7 protein-coding genes and 3 rRNA genes are annotated in these 17,507 nt (G+C 65.8%); 6 read left to right on the top strand and 4 right to left on the bottom strand.

Features of this window, described 5'->3' with window-relative positions; all coding sequences use genetic code 11:
- Positions 1–22 precede the first annotated feature (22 nt).
- Genes aspA through QRX60_RS00035 form a run of 4 tightly spaced genes read right to left on the bottom strand, consistent with a single transcriptional unit; the run spans position 23 to position 4,402 of the window.
- Positions 23–1,414: an aspartate ammonia-lyase gene (gene aspA / locus QRX60_RS00050; RefSeq protein ID WP_285998734.1), complete on the bottom strand. Its 1,392-nt coding sequence runs from the start codon at positions 1,412–1,414 to the stop codon at positions 23–25.
- A complete protein-coding gene (locus QRX60_RS00045; protein ID WP_285998733.1) occupies positions 1,411–2,340 on the bottom strand; it encodes an asparaginase in 930 nt (309 codons plus the stop codon). Before QRX60_RS00045 ends, aspA begins: the two co-directional genes overlap by 4 nt.
- Positions 2,337–3,758, bottom strand: coding sequence for an amino acid permease (locus tag QRX60_RS00040; RefSeq protein WP_285998732.1), 1,422 nt, complete (start codon positions 3,756–3,758; stop codon positions 2,337–2,339). The genes QRX60_RS00045 and QRX60_RS00040 overlap by 4 nt, the downstream gene beginning before the upstream one ends.
- The gene (locus QRX60_RS00035) at positions 3,755–4,402 is read right to left on the bottom strand and encodes a FadR/GntR family transcriptional regulator (protein WP_286003458.1); all 648 of its coding nucleotides are present in this window, start codon (positions 4,400–4,402) and stop codon (positions 3,755–3,757) included. Before QRX60_RS00035 ends, QRX60_RS00040 begins: the two co-directional genes overlap by 4 nt.
- 721 nt (positions 4,403–5,123) lie before the next feature.
- Here QRX60_RS00035 and dnaE point away from each other — a divergent pair.
- The 6 genes from dnaE (at position 5,124) to rrf (ending at position 17,431) form a co-directional block, all read left to right on the top strand.
- Complete coding sequence (gene dnaE / locus QRX60_RS00030) at positions 5,124–8,708, top strand: DNA polymerase III subunit alpha (protein WP_285998731.1); 3,585 nt, start codon at positions 5,124–5,126, stop codon at positions 8,706–8,708.
- Between the two features lie 103 nt (positions 8,709–8,811).
- A complete protein-coding gene (locus QRX60_RS00025) occupies positions 8,812–10,293 on the top strand; it encodes an MFS transporter (protein WP_285998730.1) in 1,482 nt (493 codons plus the stop codon).
- A gap of 421 nt (positions 10,294–10,714) precedes the next feature.
- On the top strand, positions 10,715–11,908 hold the full coding sequence (locus QRX60_RS00020) for a low temperature requirement protein A (protein ID WP_285998729.1): 1,194 nt from the start codon (positions 10,715–10,717) through the stop codon (positions 11,906–11,908).
- A 359-nt stretch (positions 11,909–12,267) separates the two neighbouring features.
- Positions 12,268–13,786: ribosomal RNA gene (locus tag QRX60_RS00015) — 16S ribosomal RNA — on the top strand.
- 329 nt (positions 13,787–14,115) lie between these two features.
- Positions 14,116–17,232 (top strand): 23S ribosomal RNA (locus QRX60_RS00010).
- Between the two features lie 82 nt (positions 17,233–17,314).
- Positions 17,315–17,431 (top strand): 5S ribosomal RNA (gene rrf, locus QRX60_RS00005).
- Together the 16S, 23S and 5S rRNA genes form the textbook arrangement of a ribosomal RNA operon.
- Positions 17,432–17,507 lie beyond the last annotated feature (76 nt).

The raw sequence follows: 17,507 nt of genomic DNA, 5'->3' as shown, positions 1-17,507 counted from the left end.
GCTGCCGGGCGGGCGCGCCCCACTAAAGCACCCGGGCGAGCGTCTCCGGCCGCAGCAGCTTCGCCAGCTCCTCGGCCGGGATCAGGCCCTTCTCGACGACGAGCTCGGCCACGCCTCGCCCGGTCGCCAGCGCCTCCTTCGCGATCTCGGTCGCGGCCGCGTAGCCGATGCTCGGGTTCAGCGCCGTGACCAGCCCGATCGAGTTCTCGACGTACCCGCGCAGGACGTCGGCGTTCGCCGTGATCCCCGAGACGCACTTCGTGGCCAGCGTCCGGCAGGCCGCGCCCAGGTGCGTGATGCTCTCCGACAGCGCGTGCAGGATGATCGGCTCGAACGCGTTGAGCTGCAGCTGCCCGGCCTCGGCGGCCATGGTCACGGTGACGTCGTTGCCGATCACCTCGAACGCGACCTGGTTCACCACTTCGGGGACGACCGGGTTGATCTTGCCGGGCATGATCGACGACCCCGCCTGCACCGGCGGCAGGTTGATCTCGTTGAGCCCGGCGCGCGGGCCCGACGACAGCAGCCGCAGGTCGTTGCAGCTCTTCGAGAGCTTGACGGCGATCCGCTTCAGCACGCCCGACAGGTGCACGAACGCGCCGCAGTCCTGCGTCGCCTCGACCAGGTCCGCGGCGGTGACGACCGGCAGCCCGGTGATCTCGCGCAGGTGGCGGCACGCGGCTTCGGCGTAGCCCGGCGCGGCGTTGAGGCCGGTGCCGATCGCCGTCGCGCCGAGGTTGATCTCGTGCAGCAGGGCGACGGCTTCGTTCAGTCGCAGCCGGTCCTCGCCGAGCATCACCGCGTAGGTGCCGAACTCCTGGCCGAGCGTCATCGGGACCGCGTCCTGCAGCTGCGTGCGGCCCATCTTCAGGACGTCGTGGAACTCGACGGCCTTGGCGGCGAACGCCCGCTCCAGCACGACCATCGACTCGGACAGCTCGCGCACGGCGAGGATCGTCGCGACGTTGACCGCGGTCGGGTACGCGTCGTTCGTCGACTGCCCGAGGTTGACGTGCTCGTTGGGGTGCACGACGTGGTAGTCGCCCTTGGCGTGCCCGAGCAGCTCGAGGGCGCGGTTCGCGATCACCTCGTTGGCGTTCATGTTGGTCGAGGTCCCGGCGCCGCCCTGGATGACGTCGACGGCGAACTCGCCGTGCAGCGCGCCTGCGCGGATCTCCCGGCAGGCTTCGCCGATCGCGTCCGCGATCTCGGGGTCGAGCAGGCCCAGCTCGGCGTTGGCGCGCGCGGCGGCCTCCTTGACCGCGGCCAGCGCCGAGATCAGGTGCGGGTAGGCGGCGATCGTGGTGCCGGTGATGGGGAAGTTCTCCCGGGCGCGGGCGGTGTGCACGCCCCAGTACGCGTCGGCGGGGACGTCCTTGTCGCCCAGCAGGTCGTGTTCGCGGCGGGTGGTCATCGCGGGCTCCCCACGGAGATGCTCTCGGCCAGTTTTCCGGTGACGCGCAGGTTTTCCGGGCCGGGCGGGACGTCGATCCCGCACAGCCTCAGCGCGGCGGCCAGCACCGGCGGGCGCGCCCGGTCACCGCCGTCGGCGATCTTGAAGGCGATCGCGGTGCCGTCCGGCAGCGCGGCGGCCTGGACGGCCTCGAAGCCGTCCTTCGCGATCAGCCCGGGCACCGCGCGCATGACGGCGGTGACGTCGCGGCGGCTGCCGCCGACCAGCTCCGGGTGCCGACGGATCCCGTCGGCGACCAGGTGCTCAGGCGTCCCGGACGCGCCCGTGGCGATCTTCGCCACGGCGGTGGCGAGGCCGCGCAGCGACGTCGCGAAGAGCGGCGCGCCGCAGCCGTCCACCGCGACCCGGTCGATGCGCCGCCCGGTCAGGTCCTCGACGGTGCCGGCGATCGCGCGCTGCAACGGGTGGGCCGGGTCGAGGTAGCCGGCGGCGGGCCAGCCGTTCAGGTCGCAGGTCGCGAGCATCGCCGCGTGCTTGCCGGAGCAGTTGTGCGCGAGCCGGCCCGGGGCGCGCCCGGCGGCGACCCAGTGGTCGCGCTCGATCGGGTCGAACGGGAAGTCCGCGGGGTTGCCCAGCGCGTCGGGGGAGCGTCCCGCGAGCACCGCCGTCGCGGCGTCGAGGTGCATCGGCTCGCCGGAGTGGCTGGCCGCCGCGATGGCGAACCCGGCGGGGGACAGGCGCAGCCCGAGCCGGGCCATCGCCGTCGCCTGCAGGGGTTTCGCCGTCGACCGCGGGTACATCGCGGCGTCCGGGTCGCCCGCGGCGAAGAGCGTGGTGCCGTCCGGGGCGAGCACGATCGCGGAGCCGTGGTGCACGCCCTCGACCATGCCGTCGCGCACCAGCTCGACCAGGGGTTCGTGACTCACACGCCCTCCTCGTCGAACGCGCGCATGTCGATCCGCTTGCGCGCGGCGAACCAGCCGGCGACCAGCGCGACGGCGATCGCGGGCAGGGCCAGCAGGGTGATCCGGCCGGTCTCGTCGAAGCCCATCAGCACGACGACCGCGGCGAGGAACACCAGCGTCGCGATCTCGGTGTACGGCGAGAACGGCAGCCGGAACGCCGGCCGCTCGACGCCGTCGCGCTTGGTCTTGCGGACGAAGAGCAGGTGGCAGACCACGATGATCGCCCAGGTGGCGAGGATGCCGATCGCGGCGAAGTTCAGCACGATGTCGAAGGCCTCCTTCGGCACCAGGTAGTTCAGCCCGACGCCCAGCACGCAGACCGACGCGGTGAGCAGGATGCCGCCGTAGGGCACCTGGTTGCGGTTCATCACGCCGGTGAACTTCGGCGCCGAGCCCGCCTTGGCCATCGACCGCAGGATCCGGCCGGTCGAGTAGAGGCCGGAGTTCAGGCTGGACAGCGCCGCGGTGAGCACGACCAGGTTCATCACGCTGTCGGCGGCGGGCACGCCGAGGTGCGAGAGCACGGTGACGAACGGGCTCTGCTCCTTGGAGTAGGAGCTCCACGGCAGCAGCATCGCCAGCAGGACCACCGAGCCGACGTAGAAGACCAGGATCCGCCACATGATGGAGTTGATCGCCTTCGGCATGATCTTCTCCGGGTTCGGGGTCTCGCCGGCGGCGACGCCGACCAGTTCGACCGAGGCGTAGGCGAACACCACGCCCTGCACGATGAGGACCATCGGCAGCAGCCCGGCCGGGAAGATCCCGCCGTGGCCGGTGATGAGCTGCGGGCCCGGGGTGGCGCCGTCGATCGGCGTCTGCGTCACCAGCAGGAAGATCCCGATCACCATGAACAGCACGAGCGCGGCGACCTTGACGATGGCGAACCAGAACTCCATCTCGCCGAACAGCTTCACCGAGACGAGGTTCAGCGTCAGCACGACGGCGAGCGCCGCCAGCGCGAGCACCCATTGCGGGACCGGGGAGAAGAACGACCAGAAGTGCGCGTAGAGCGCGATCGCCGTGATGTCGGCGATGCCGGTGGTCGACCAGTTGAGGAAGTGCATCCAGCCGGCGACGTACGCGCCCTTCTCGCCCATGAACTCGCGGGCGTAGGAGACGAAGGCGCCGCTGGAGGGCCGGTGGAGGATGAGTTCGCCGAGCGCGCGGACGACGAAGAAGGCGAAGAGCCCGCAGACGGCGTAGACGATCGCGAGCGCCGGCCCGGCCTGCGCGAGCCGCCCGCCGGCGCCGAGGAACAGGCCGGTGCCGATCGCCCCGCCGATGGCGATCATGTTCACGTGCCGGGGCTTGAGGGCCTTGCGGTAGCCGGCGTCGCCCGCGTCCGCGGTGGTGGCCGTGAGGGTCTGTTCGGTCACTGGTCCCCGTTCACGATGCTGGTGAGGGTGGCTTCGACGTGCGTGAGGTGCGCGGTCATGGCGGCGACGGCTCGCTCTTCGGAGCCGCTCTCGATCGCCGTGACGATCTCCCGGTGCTCGACGTTCGACTGCCGGCGCCGGTCGCCGAGCTGGTTGAGGAAGGCGGACTGGCGGGACAGCGCGTCCCGGATCTCTTCGATCACCTTCCCGAAGACGGGGTTGCCCGAGGCCTGGGCGATGGTGATGTGGAAGAGCGAGTCGAGCGCGACCCAGGCGGTGTTGTCGGTCTCGGCGTCCATCCGCTCGACGAGGTGGCCGAGCAGGTCGAGGTCGTCCTGGCTGCGTCTCAGTGCGGCGTACCCGGCGACGGGGATCTCGACGTGCCGGCGCACCTCGATGAGGTCGCGGGCGGAGTAGGGCCCGAAGGTGGGGTTGTCGGCGGGCCCGGTGGCGGTGACGAAGGTGCCCTTGCCGGTCTTGGACTCGGTCATGCCGAGGGCCTGCAGGCCGCGCAGGGCTTCCCGGATGACCGAGCGGCTGACCTCGAACTCCCTGCTCAGGGCCGCTTCGGAGGGAAGCTTGGCGCCGACGGGGTAGTCCCCGCGTTCGATCAGCCGCCGCAGGTGGGCCAGCACGGCCTCCATGGCGCTCACCCGCCGGGGACCACCTTGTCCGGCTGTCTGGCTGTCAGACAGGTTCATGCGGGGAATGTTCGGTTCCGGGGGACGGGCTGTCAACGCGAGCCAGGGCGGCTGTGGCCGACCTCACCTCGGCGCCGGGGCGGCTGCCAGGTCACGAAGGGCCGTTCATGACGTCCGACGAGCCTCTCCTCCTTCGCGCGCCAGCCCGCCCCGATGACGTGAATGACTCATTCATGTCGTCGGACGACATGAATGAGTCATTCACGACGCCCCAGGAACTCACCGCCACCGCGGCCCGGCCCGCGGCCAACCTCCGGGCTCGCCAGATCTGCCCCTCCGAGCGCAGTCGCCGCCGTCAGGCCGCGTGCCAGCCAACCCCATCGGCCGGGCGGAAGGTCGCGAATGACTCATTCGCGACCTTCGGCGCCGCGAATGAGTCATTCGCGACCCTGGCAGCCCGCCCCACGCCCGCCAAGCCACCCCGCCAACCCACACCCGCCAACCCGCCGAAGGCGGCCCCGCGTGACCGCCCGACCGCGCCCGGTGCCCACCCGCCGCACCGTGATCACCACCGCCCGAAGAGGGGGCGCGTCGCAGCGGCGGAACACCGCCCGCGAGGAGCAGAATCGACCCCGGCGAGCACGTGCGAGGACTGTCGGTGCCACGGGTTAGGGTGAGGGACCCGGGCGCGCCGGTCCCATTCACCTAGGGGAGGTTTTCGCTGGTGTCGAACGATTCCTTCGTCCACCTGCACGTCCACACCGAGTACTCGATGCTCGACGGTGCGGCGAAGATCGCTCCCCTCTTCGCGGAGGCGGCGCGCCTCGGCATGCCCGCGGTCGGCATGACCGACCACGGCAACATGTACGGCGGCGACGAGTTCTACCAGCAGTCGAAGAAGCACGGCCTCAAGCCGATCATCGGCATCGAGGCCTACATCGCGCCGGAGAGCCGATTCCACAAGAAGCCGGTCTTCTGGGGGCAGTCGAACCAGCGCGGCTCCGACGAGCTCGGCGAGGGCGGCGACGTCTCGGGCGCCGGTGCCTACACCCACATGACGATGCTCGCCCAGAACGCCACCGGGCTGCGCAACCTCTTCAAGCTGTCCTCCCTGGCCAGCATGCAGGGCTACTACCGCAAGCCGCGCATGGACCGCGAGCTGATCGCGGAAAACCACTCGGGCATCATCGCGACCACCGGCTGCCCGTCGGGCGAGGTGCAGACCCGGCTGCGGCTGGGCCAGAAGGAGGCGGCGATCCAGGCCGCGTCCGACTACAAGGACATCTTCGGCGCCGACAACTTCTTCCTCGAGCTGATGGACCACGGCCTGCCGATCGAGCGGTCGGTCCGCGAGGGCCTCCTGGAGGTCGGCCGCCTGCTCGACCTCAAGCCGCTGGCCACCAACGACTCGCACTACGTCACCAAGGACCAGGCCGACACCCACTCGGCGCTGCTGTGCGTCCAGGCCGGCAAGACCCTCAACGACCCGACCCGCTTCAAGTTCGACGGCGACGGCTACTACCTCAAGTCCGCCGCCGAGATGCGCGAGTACTGGGACAAGGAGGTCCCCGGCGCGGCCGACACGACGCTGATGATCGCCGAGCGCATCGAGTCGTACGAAGACGTCTACGCGCACAAGGACCGGCTGCCGTTCTTCGAGGTCCCCGAGGGCTACGACCAGGGCGGCTGGCTGCGCGAAGAGGTCGCGAAGGGCCTGAAGTGGCGCTTCCCGGAGGGCCCGCCCGAGGGCTACCCCGAGCGGATCGAGAAGGAGCTCGACGTCATCATCGGGAAGGGCTTCCCGGCCTACTTCCTGATCGTCGCCGACCTCATCAGCTACGCCCGCCGCGTCGGCATCCGGGTCGGCCCGGGCCGTGGTTCGGCCGCCGGCTCGCTCGTCGCGTACGTCCTGGGCATCACCAACCTGGACCCGATCCCGCAGAAGCTGCTGTTCGAGCGGTTCCTGAACCCCGAGCGCGTCTCGATGCCCGATATCGACATCGACTTCGACGACCGCCGGCGCGGCGAGATGATCCGGTACGCGACCGACAAGTACGGCTCGGACAAGGTCGCCCAGGTCATCACGTTCGGCACGATCAAGACCAAGGCCGCGATCAAGGACTCGGCGCGCGTCCACTTCGGCCAGCCGGGCTACGCGATCGCGGACAAGATCTCCAAGGCGCTGCCGCCGCCGATCATGGCGAAGGACATCCCGCTCTCGGGCATCGTCGACTCGAAGCACGAGCGCTACGGCGAGGCCGCCGAGGTCCGCGCCCTGGTCGAGACCGACGAAGAGTGCAAGACGATCTTCGAGACCGCCCGCGGCCTCGAGGGCCTGATCCGCAACGCGGGCGTGCACGCCTGCGCGGTCATCATGTCGTGCGACCCGCTGACCGACGCCATCCCGCTCTGGCAGCGTGACGACGGTTCGATCATCACCGGCTGGGACTACCCGTCGTGCGAGGCCATCGGCCTGCTGAAGATGGACTTCCTGGGCCTGCGGAACCTGACGGTCATCGGCGACGCGATCGACAACATCAAGGCCAACCGCGGGATCGACATCGACCTCGATACCCTGGGCGTCGAGGACCCGGAGACCTACAAGCTGCTCGCCCGCGGCGACACGCTCGGCGTGTTCCAGCTGGACGGCGGGCCCATGCGCGACCTGCTCCGGCGCATGGAGCCCACGGTGTTCGACGACATCGTCGCGGTCGGCGCGCTCTACCGCCCCGGCCCGATGGGCATGAACGCGCACAACGACTACGCGGACCGGAAGAACAACCGGCAGAAGGTCAAGCCGATCCACCCGGAGCTCGACGAGCCGCTGCGGGAGATCCTGGCCGACACCTACGGCCTGATCGTGTATCAAGAGCAGATCATGCACATCGGCCAGAAGGTGGCCGGGTACACGATGGGTCGCGCGGACGTGCTCCGCCGCGCGATGGGCAAGAAGAAGAAGGAAGTCCTCGACCTCGAGTACGAGGGCTTCGAAGCCGGCATGAAGGCCAGCGACCTGGTCCCCGGCGGGTTCTCCGCCGAGGCCGTCAAGGCGCTCTGGGACACGATCCTCCCGTTCGCCGGGTACGCGTTCAACAAGAGCCACGCGGCCGCGTACGGCCTGGTCTCCTACTGGACCGCGTACCTCAAGGCGAACTTCACGGCCGAGTACATGGCGGCCCTCCTCACGTCGGTCGGCGACAACAAGGACAAGTCGGCGGTCTACCTGTCCGAGTGCCGCCGCCTCGGCATCAAGGTGCTGCCGCCGGACGTCAACGAGTCGGCCCTGCGGTTCGCGGCCGTCGGGGACGACATCCGTTTCGGCATGGGTGCCGTCCGCAACGTCGGCGCGAACGTCGTCGAGTCGATCATCAAGACGCGCGCGGAGAAGGGCAAGTACGCCTCCTTCACCGACTTCCTCGACAAGTCCGAGCTCGTGGCCTGCAACAAGCGGGTCATCGAGTCGCTGATCAAGGCGGGCGGGTTCGACTCGCTCGGCCACACGCGGCTGTCGATGATCCAGGTCCACGAAGACGCGGTGGAAGCCGTCGTCCCGCTCAAGCGCCAGGAGGCGATGGGCCAGTTCGACCTGTTCGGCTTCGGCGGGGACGAGGGGGAGGCGCAGCCGTCGTCGTCGCCGCTCGCGCACCTGAAGTTCGGCGAGGAGGAGTACCCGCGCAAGCAGCTGCTGGCCTACGAGCGGGAGATGCTCGGCCTGTACGTCTCGGCGCACCCGCTGGACGGCGCCGAGCGGATCCTGCGCAAGCACGCCCCGAAGCCGATCGCCTCGATCCTCGCCGATCCGCCGCGGGAAGGCGAGATCGTCATCTCCGGGCTGATCACCTCGCTCGAGCGGCGGGTCAACAAGAAGGGCGAGCCCTGGGCGATCTGCACGGTCGAGGACATGGACGCTTCCCTCGAGGTGCTCTTCTTCCCGAAGTCGTACGCGCTGTTCGCGGGCGAGCTGATCGAGGACAACGCGGTGCTGGTCAAGGGCCGGGTCAACTGGCGCGAAGACAAGATGTCGGTCTTCGGCGGCGGCCTCGCGACGCTGGACCTGTCCGAGGTCGGCACGGGCAACGGCGACGACGAGCCGCCGCTGGTCCTGCTCGCCGCGGCGGAGAAGATCGACCAGTCGGTGGTGAGCGAGCTGCGGTCCACGCTGCTCGCCCACAAGGGCGAAACCCCGGTGCACCTGAAGCTGGTGGGCAAGAACCAGACGGTCTTCGCGCTCTACGACTACCCGGTGAAGGTCAGCTCCATGCTGATCGGGGAGCTCAAGGGCATCCGCGGCATCACCGCGTCCACCTGATCCGCCGAAGGGCGGGATTCGCACAACGCGCGCGGATCCCGCCTTTCGTGTTTGCTGAGTGGGGTATCCCCAGCCGGTGAACACGCGTGAGGTCAGCTCATCCATGTCGTACGAACCCGATCCGAGGCGCTGGAAAGCGCTCGCCGTCTCGCTGACGGCCGGGTTCATGGGTCTGCTCGACGTCAGCATCGTCAACGTCGCCCTGCCGTCGATGCAGACCGGGCTGCACGCGAGCAGCGGCGGGATCCGCTGGGTCGTCTCCGGCTACGCGCTGGCGTTCGGGCTGGTCCTGGTCACCGGCGGCCGCCTCGGCGACGCGTTCGGCCGCCGGACCATGTTCCTCGGCGCGCTCGCCGCGTTCGTCATCACCAGTGCCCTGGCCGGCGCGGCACCGAACGAGACGACGCTGGTCATCGCGCGGCTCGCCCAGGGTGTGGCGGCGGGCATGCTGACCCCGCAGAACACCGGCCTGATCCAGGACCTCTTCCGCGGCGCCGAGCGCGGCCGCGCGTTCGGGATGTTCGGCGCCGTCGTCGGGATCTCCACGGCGGTCGGCCCGATCCTCGGCGGGTTCATCCTCGCCGTCTTCGGCGCCCAGGACGGCTGGCGCTGGGTGTTCTACGTCAACGTGCCGATCGGGGTCCTCGCGTTCGCGCTGGCCCTGCGGCTGCTGCCGCGCAGCGAGAAGAAGCAGTTCCGGGTGCGGTCGGAGATCGACTTCGTCGGCATCGTGCTGCTCGCGGTCGCCGTGCTCGGCGTGCTGCTCCCGGTCATCGAATCGGACACCGACGGCCCCGCGCGGCTGTGGTGGATGTTCGTCGTCGCGCTGGTGTTCGGGTTCGCGTTCGTGCGCTGGGAGCGTTCGGTCGTCCGGCGCGACCGGACGCCGCTGCTGGACACGCGGCTGTTCACCGGCACCCCGGGGTACTCCGCCGGGGCCGCGGTCGGCGCTCTCTACTTCTGCGGGTTCGCCGGGATCTGGCTGGTCTTCGCGATGTTCTTCCAGCAGGGCCTCGGCTACACGCCGCTGCAGTCCGGGCTGTCGGTGACGCCGTTCGCGGTCGGCTCGGCGGTGTCCGCGGCCGTCGCCGGGCGGCTCGTGCCGACCTTCGGCCGGCGGCTGACCGTCACCGGCCTGACCATGGTCGCGCTGGGCCTGCTCGCCGTCGCGCTGCTCGCCGAGCTCGTGCCGCCGTCGGCGTCCGGGTGGGCGTTCGCGCTGCCGCTGCTGTTCGCGGGCGTGGGTGGCGGCATGGTGATCTCGCCGAACACGACGTTGACGCTGGAGTGCGTGCCGGTCCGGATGGCGGGGGTGGCGGGCGGCGCGTTGCAGACCGGGCAGCGGATCGGCACCGCGATCGGCACCGCCGTGCTCGCGTCGGTGTTCGGGACCGTCGTCGGCGCGGCGACGGACTACCCGCTCGCGCTGACCGTCGCGCTGTGCTGCGCGGCCGGTCTGACGTGCACCGCGCTGGCCCTCGCGATCGCCGAACTCCGGGCGCGGCACCACCGTGCGCAAACTTCCGAGCAGGAACGAGCGGCTCGGAGGGCCGAGGCGGCCGCCTCGGACGTGCACCGCGGCTGAGACACTACTTTCGGCAGATTAGCGATGCTCCAAACGAGTGACGAGCACGGAAAGACACTGGTGCTACGCAGAGCAACCGGGTAGATCTTATGGAGCCTTCACTGCGCGGCTTCGGCTACCGACAGTGGCAATCGGTCGGTCACCCGGGGATGGGGTGACCGACCCGAGCGATCGAGGCGTCCGGAGTTCGAGGGAATGGACACACTCGGTCACCTTCCGTCCAGTGAGTGTCGGCGTCCGCGGGGGACCGTCCGGCACTCGCGGAAGGGATGCCCATCGGCGGCTGCCGGCGCGTGACGGCGGCGGGCGGGCCCGGGTGAGGGGGAACCGGGCCCGTCCGTTCCTCCGTGTCGTGCTTCCACCCGGCTCGTGATCATGTTGGGATGACCGCGTCCGACAGCCACGAGCCCGGGGAGCGCCGATGACCGAGCAGCCGTTGCGGCCGGGGTACCGGACCCGGGGCTGGTACCGGCCGATGCGCTCGCGCGACAGCGGTGAGGACCACCGCGTCGCGACGCCCCTGGAACTGCTGTTCGACCTCTGTTTCGTGGTCGCCGTCGGCCAGGCCGCGGCGTCGCTGCACCACGCGCTGGCCGAGGGGGACGCCGCCCACGGCGTCTCGTCGTTCGCGATGGTGTTCTTCGCGATCTGGTGGGGCTGGCTGAACTTCAGCTGGTTCGCCTCGGCGTTCGACACCGACGACGTCCCGTACCGGCTGGCCACGCTCGTGCAGATCGCCGGCGGGCTGACCGTCGCGGCCGCGGTGCCGGCCGCGTTCGAAGGCGACTTCCGGCTGATGGTGGCCGGCTACGTCCTGATGCGGCTCGCGCTGGTGTTCCAGTGGCTGCGGGCGGCGCGGTCGGACCCGGGCTGCCGCCCCGCCGCGCTGCGGTACGCCGTCGGCATCGCGATGGTCCAGGTGCTGTGGGTTTCCTACCTGTGGTTGCCGCACGGAGTGCAGGTGATCGCTTTCGTCGTGTTCGCGGTGCTGGAAATGGCGGTCCCGGTCTGGGCGGAGAGCCGGCACGGCACCACGTGGCACCCGCACCACATCGCCGAGCGGTACGGCCTGTTCACCCTGATCGTGCTCGGCGAAGTGATCCTCAGCGCGACGACCGCGATCAAGGAGGGCGCGGCCGAGCCCGGGCACCTCGGCGCGTTGATCTCGCTGGCCGCGGCGGGCCTGGTGCTCGTGTTCTCCATGTGGTGGCTGTACTTCGACCGGCCGGGGCACGCGCGGCTCGTCCGCCGGCCGACCATGTTCACGTCGATGAGCTGGGGCTACGGCCACTACCTCATCTTCGCGTCCGCCGCGGCCGTGGGGGCCGGGCTCGAGGTGGCGGTCGCTTACGACACGGGGACGCTGCACGACCTCGGCGGGGTGGCCGCGGCGCTGCCGACGACGGTGCCGGTGGCGGTCTTCCTGCTGAGCGTGTGGCTGCTGCACATCGGACCGGCCAACGAGTGCCGCCCGATCGCGATCGGCTTCCCGGTGACAGCGGTGCTCGTCGTCGCGGCGTCGTTCACGCCGGCGCCGATCCACGTCGCCGCGGTCCTGACGGCCGCGCTCGTCGCGCTGACGGTCGTCGCGACCCAAGGGCAGCCCCAGTCGTAGATCGACGCAGGTCAGCGGCCTGGCGCGAATAAAGGGACCCCCCCTGTGCGAGGGGGTTTCGAGGGCATGTAAAGTTCTCCAAGTCGCCAGGGAAACCGGGCGGCCGCCGGGGCCACGAACCAAGCTCCCACGAACGTGGTAGAGTGGGTGGTCCTGAACCGAGGTGATAGCCTCGGAACAAAGCTTGAAACAAACGCCGAGGATCTTAGCCGCCGGTAAAGCGGGTGGATTCGGAGTGTGTTGCTTGAGAACTCAACAGTGTGCTAGTGAACTAAGCCAGTAGAGCTTATATATGAAACCTCGTATGAGGTTCCTTTGAGAAAATCTAGATTGAGAAATAGTCTCGATCAAACTATTCATTGTTGGAGAGTTTGATCCTGGCTCAGGACGAACGCTGGCGGCGTGCTTAACACATGCAAGTCGAACGCTGAACCACTTTCGGGTGGGGATGAGTGGCGAACGGGTGAGTAACACGTGGGTAATCTGCCCTGCACTCTGGGATAAGCCTTGGAAACGAGGTCTAATACCGGATATCACAACGCTTCGCATGAAGTGTTGTTGAAAGTTCCGGCGGTGCAGGATGAACCCGCGGCCTATCAGCTTGTTGGTGGGGTAATGGCCTACCAAGGCGACGACGGGTAGCCGGCCTGAGAGGGTGACCGGCCACACTGGGACTGAGACACGGCCCAGACTCCTACGGGAGGCAGCAGTGGGGAATATTGCACAATGGGCGCAAGCCTGATGCAGCGACGCCGCGTGAGGGATGACGGCCTTCGGGTTGTAAACCTCTTTCGCCAGGGACGAAGCGCAAGTGACGGTACCTGGATAAGAAGCACCGGCTAACTACGTGCCAGCAGCCGCGGTAATACGTAGGGTGCAAGCGTTGTCCGGATTTATTGGGCGTAAAGAGCTCGTAGGCGGTTTGTCGCGTCGGCCGTGAAATCTCCACGCTTAACGTGGAGCGTGCGGTCGATACGGGCAGACTTGAGTTCGGTAGGGGAGACTGGAATTCCTGGTGTAGCGGTGAAATGCGCAGATATCAGGAGGAACACCGGTGGCGAAGGCGGGTCTCTGGGCCGATACTGACGCTGAGGAGCGAAAGCGTGGGGAGCGAACAGGATTAGATACCCTGGTAGTCCACGCTGTAAACGTTGGGCGCTAGGTGTGGGCGACATCCACGTTGTCCGTGCCGTAGCTAACGCATTAAGCGCCCCGCCTGGGGAGTACGGCCGCAAGGCTAAAACTCAAAGGAATTGACGGGGGCCCGCACAAGCGGCGGAGCATGTGGATTAATTCGATGCAACGCGAAGAACCTTACCTGGGCTTGACATGCGCCAGACATCCCCAGAGATGGGGCTTCCCTTGTGGTTGGTGTACAGGTGGTGCATGGCTGTCGTCAGCTCGTGTCGTGAGATGTTGGGTTAAGTCCCGCAACGAGCGCAACCCTTATCCTACGTTGCCAGCGCGTTATGGCGGGGACTCGTGGGAGACTGCCGGGGTCAACTCGGAGGAAGGTGGGGATGACGTCAAGTCATCATGCCCCTTATGTCCAGGGCTTCACACATGCTACAATGGCTGGTACAGAGGGCTGCGATACCGCGAGGTGGAGCGAATCCCTTAAAGCCGGTCTCAGTTCGGATCGCAGTCTGCAACTCGACTGCGTGAAGTCGGAGTCGCTAGTAATCGCAGATCAGCAACGCTGCGGTGAATACGTTCCCGGGCCTTGTACACACCGCCCGTCACGTCATGAAAGTCGGTAACACCCGAAGCCCATGGCCCAACCCGTAAGGGAGGGAGTGGTCGAAGGTGGGACTGGCGATTGGGACGAAGTCGTAACAAGGTAGCCGTACCGGAAGGTGCGGCTGGATCACCTCCTTTCTAAGGAGCACAACACATCCACTCGGCCGGGATTCCCGGAACTACCGTGGTGGGGTGGCTGGAACTCAAGTGCCGAATGTGTGCTTGTTCCGGTTGCTCAAGGAATTGTGGAACTACTGGTTATGGCTTGTTCTGGTTGGCAATGCCTCGTCTAGTACTGACCGCTTGCGGTCGTGGAACGAAGGGCCGGCGCCTGGAGGGCAAGTTGTTCATGAAGCACACTGTTGGGTCCTGAGGCAGCACGCCTCAGGGCTAGAGCATAGCCCTGGAACGTTGTTTGTTTCTGGTGTGGTGTTTGAGAACTGTAGAGTGGATGCGAGCATCTTTGTGGTCAAGTTGTTAAGGGCACATGGTGGATGTCTTGGCTTCAGGAGCCGATGAAGGACGTAGGAGGCTGCGATAAGCCTCGGGGAGCTGTCAACCGAGCTGTGATCCGAGGATTTCCGAATGGGGAAACCCAGCACCAGTGATGTGGTGTTACCCGCACCTGAATATATAGGGTGTGTGGAGGGAACGCGGGGAAGTGAAACATCTCAGTACCCGTAGGAAGAGAAAACAACCGTGATTCCGTGAGTAGTGGCGAGCGAAAGCGGAAGAGGCTAAACCGTGTATATGTCAAGCTGTCAGGCGTTGTATGTGCGGTGTTGTGGGACCCAGCGTCGAGGATCTGACAGTCCTCGGAATGGTCACGTATGTTAGTGGAACCGCTTGGGATGGCGGGCCGGAGTGGGTGAGAGCCCCGTACGCGAAAACATGTCGTTGATTGTTTGTTTGGTGTTCCCGAGTAGCAGCGAGCTCGTGGAATTTGCTGTGAATCTGCCGGGACCACCCGGTAAGCCTAAATACTTCCTGAAGACCGATAGCGGACGAGTACCGTGAGGGAAAGATGAAAAGTACCCCGGGAGGGGAGTGAAAGAGTACCTGAAACCGTGTGCCTACAAGCCGTCAGAGCCTTTGGGTGATGGCGTGCCTTTTGAAGAATGAGCCTGCGAGTTAGTGCTGCGTGGCGAGGTTAACCCGTGTGGGGTAGCCGTAGCGAAAGCGAGTCTGAATAGGGCGATTGAGTCGCGTGGTCTAGACCCGAAGCGGAGTGATCTACCCATGGCCAGGGTGAAGCGACGGTAAGACGTCGTGGAGGCCCGAACCCACTTAGGTTGAAAACTGAGGGGATGAGCTGTGGGTAGGGGTGAAAGGCCAATCAAACTCCGTGATAGCTGGTTCTCCCCGAAATGCATTTAGGTGCAGCGTCACATGTTTCACCACGGGGGTAGAGCTACTGGATGGTCTAGGGGCCTTACCGGGTTACCGAAATCAACCAAACTCCGAATACCGTGGTGTGAGAGTGTGGCAGTGAGACGGCGGGGGATAAGCTTCGTCGTCGAGAGGGAAACAGCCCAGAACACCAGCTAAGGCCCCTAAGTGTGTGCTCAGTGGGAAAGGATGTGGGATTGCCCAGACAACCAGGAGGTTGGCTTAGAAGCAGCCACCCTTGAAAGAGTGCGTAATAGCTCACTGGTCAAGTGGTCCTGCGCCGACAATGTAGCGGGGCTTAAGCACACCGCCGAAGCTGTGTCATTCATGCAATACATCGGCTTGAGGCCTTGAGTCTCTTGTCTAGTGGTGTGGATGGGTAGGGGAGCGTCCTGCATCCAGGGAAGCGGCGGCGGAAGCCAGTCGTGGAGGGTGTGGGAGTGAGAATGCAGGCATGAGTAGCGAATGCAGAGTGAGAAACTCTGCCGCCGGATGACCAAGGGTTCCTGGGCCAGGCTAATCCGCCCAGGGTAAGTCGGGACCTAAGGCGAGGCCGACAGGCGTAGTCGATGGACAACGGGTTGATATTCCCGTACCCGAGCATGTGCGCCCATGACGAGGCGTTTGATACTAACCACCCGAAGCCGCGTCCCAATATCTTCGGATGGCGGGGTGTGTGTGGAGCGTGGGACCTGATTTCGTAGTAGTCAAGCGATGGGGTGACGCAGGAAGGTAGCTCCGCCAGTGAGTGGTAGTACTGGTGTAAGCGTGTAGGCCGGAACATAGGCAAATCCGTGTTCCATGAGGCTGAGACGTGATGCGTAGCCGTTTGAGGCGAAGTAGAGTGATCCTATGCTGCCGAGAAAAGCCTCTAGTGAGTGCATGCACGGCCCGTACCCCAAACCAACACAGGTGGTCAGGTAGAGAATACCAAGGCGATCGGGTGAACTGTGGTTAAGGAACTCGGCAAAATGCCCCCGTAACTTCGGGAGAAGGGGGGCCAAACACCTTGAAGTCCCTTGCGGACTAGGGGTGGGTGGCCGCAGAGACCAGCGGAAAGCGACTGTTTACTAAAAACACAGGTCCATGCGAAGTCGCAAGACGATGTATATGGACTGACGCCTGCCCGGTGCTGGAACGTTAAGAGGACCGGTTAGCCTTTTGGGGCGAAGCTGAGAATTTAAGCGCCAGTAAACGGCGGTGGTAACTATAACCATCCTAAGGTAGCGAAATTCCTTGTCGGGTAAGTTCCGACCTGCACGAATGGCGTAACGACTTTCCGGCTGTCTCAACCACAGGCCCGGCGAAATTGCACTACGAGTAAAGATGCTCGTTACGCGCGGCAGGACGGAAAGACCCCGGGACCTTTACTATAGTTTGGTATTGGTTTTCGGTTCGGCTTGTGTAGGATAGGTGGGAGACTGTGAAGCGGTGACGCTAGTTACTGTGGAGTCGTTGTTGAAATACCACTCTGGTCGAATTGGGAATCTGAACCTCGGGCCATGATCTGGTTCAGGGACAGTGCCTGATGGGTAGTTTAACTGGGGCGGTTGCCTCCTAAAGAGTAACGGAGGCGCCCAAAGGTTCCCTCAGCCTGGTTGGCAATCAGGTGTTGAGTGCAAGTGCACAAGGGAGCTTGACTGTGAGACAGACATGTCGAGCAGGGACGAAAGTCGGGACTAGTGATCCGGCACCTCCTGGTGGAAGGGGTGTCGCTCAACGGATAAAAGGTACCCCGGGGATAACAGGCTGATCTTGCCCAAGAGTCCATATCGACGGCATGGTTTGGCACCTCGATGTCGGCTCGTCGCATCCTGGGGCCGGAGTAGGTCCCAAGGGTTGGGCTGTTCGCCCATTAAAGCGGCACGCGAGCTGGGTTTAGAACGTCGTGAGACAGTTCGGTCCCTATCCGCCGCGCGCGTAGGATACTTGAGGAAGGCTGTCCCTAGTACGAGAGGACCGGGACGGACGAACCTCTGGTGTGCCAGTTGTTCCGCCAGGGGCATGGCTGGTTGGCCACGTTCGGAAGGGATAACCGCTGAAGGCATCTAAGCGGGAAGCCTGTTCCAAGATGAGGTATCCCACCCTTTGTGGGTTAAGGCTCCCAAGAGACCATTGGGTTGATAGGCCAGAAATGGAAGCACAGTGATGTGTTGTCGAGTTGACTGGTACTAATAGGCCGAGGACTTGTCTACGAAGGTGTTACGCATCCACTCTACGGTTCTGAAACACCACACGGCCCTCGTGTTTGTGGGGGGTGTGGTTGTTTCGTAGTGTTTCGGTGGTTTTAGCGTCAGGGAAACGCCCGGTCCCATTCCGAACCCGGAAGCTAAGCCTGACAGCGCCGATGGTACTGCAACCGAAGGGTTGTGGGAGAGTAGGACACCGCCGAACTTATGTTGGGGAAGGCCCCGGTTGAGAACTTTGGTTCTCCCGGGGCCTTTTCTCATGCCCGCATCCACTCCCCCGG

The organism is Amycolatopsis mongoliensis, assembly GCF_030285665.1.
Classification (GTDB): Bacteria; Actinomycetota; Actinomycetes; order Mycobacteriales; family Pseudonocardiaceae; genus Amycolatopsis; species Amycolatopsis mongoliensis.
This window is presented reverse-complemented; position numbering and strand designations above follow the sequence as displayed.

Excerpts from the sequence above, each read along its gene's own strand:
- aspA (WP_285998734.1), bottom strand. The coding sequence starts at position 1,414 with ATGACCACCCGCCGCGAACACGACCTGCTGGGCGACAAGGACGTCCCC.
- QRX60_RS00020 (WP_285998729.1), top strand. The coding sequence starts at position 10,715 with ATGACCGAGCAGCCGTTGCGGCCGGGGTACCGGACCCGGGGCTGGTAC.
- QRX60_RS00025 (WP_285998730.1), top strand. The coding sequence starts at position 8,812 with ATGTCGTACGAACCCGATCCGAGGCGCTGGAAAGCGCTCGCCGTCTCG.
- QRX60_RS00035 (WP_286003458.1), bottom strand. The coding sequence starts at position 4,402 with ATGGAGGCCGTGCTGGCCCACCTGCGGCGGCTGATCGAACGCGGGGAC.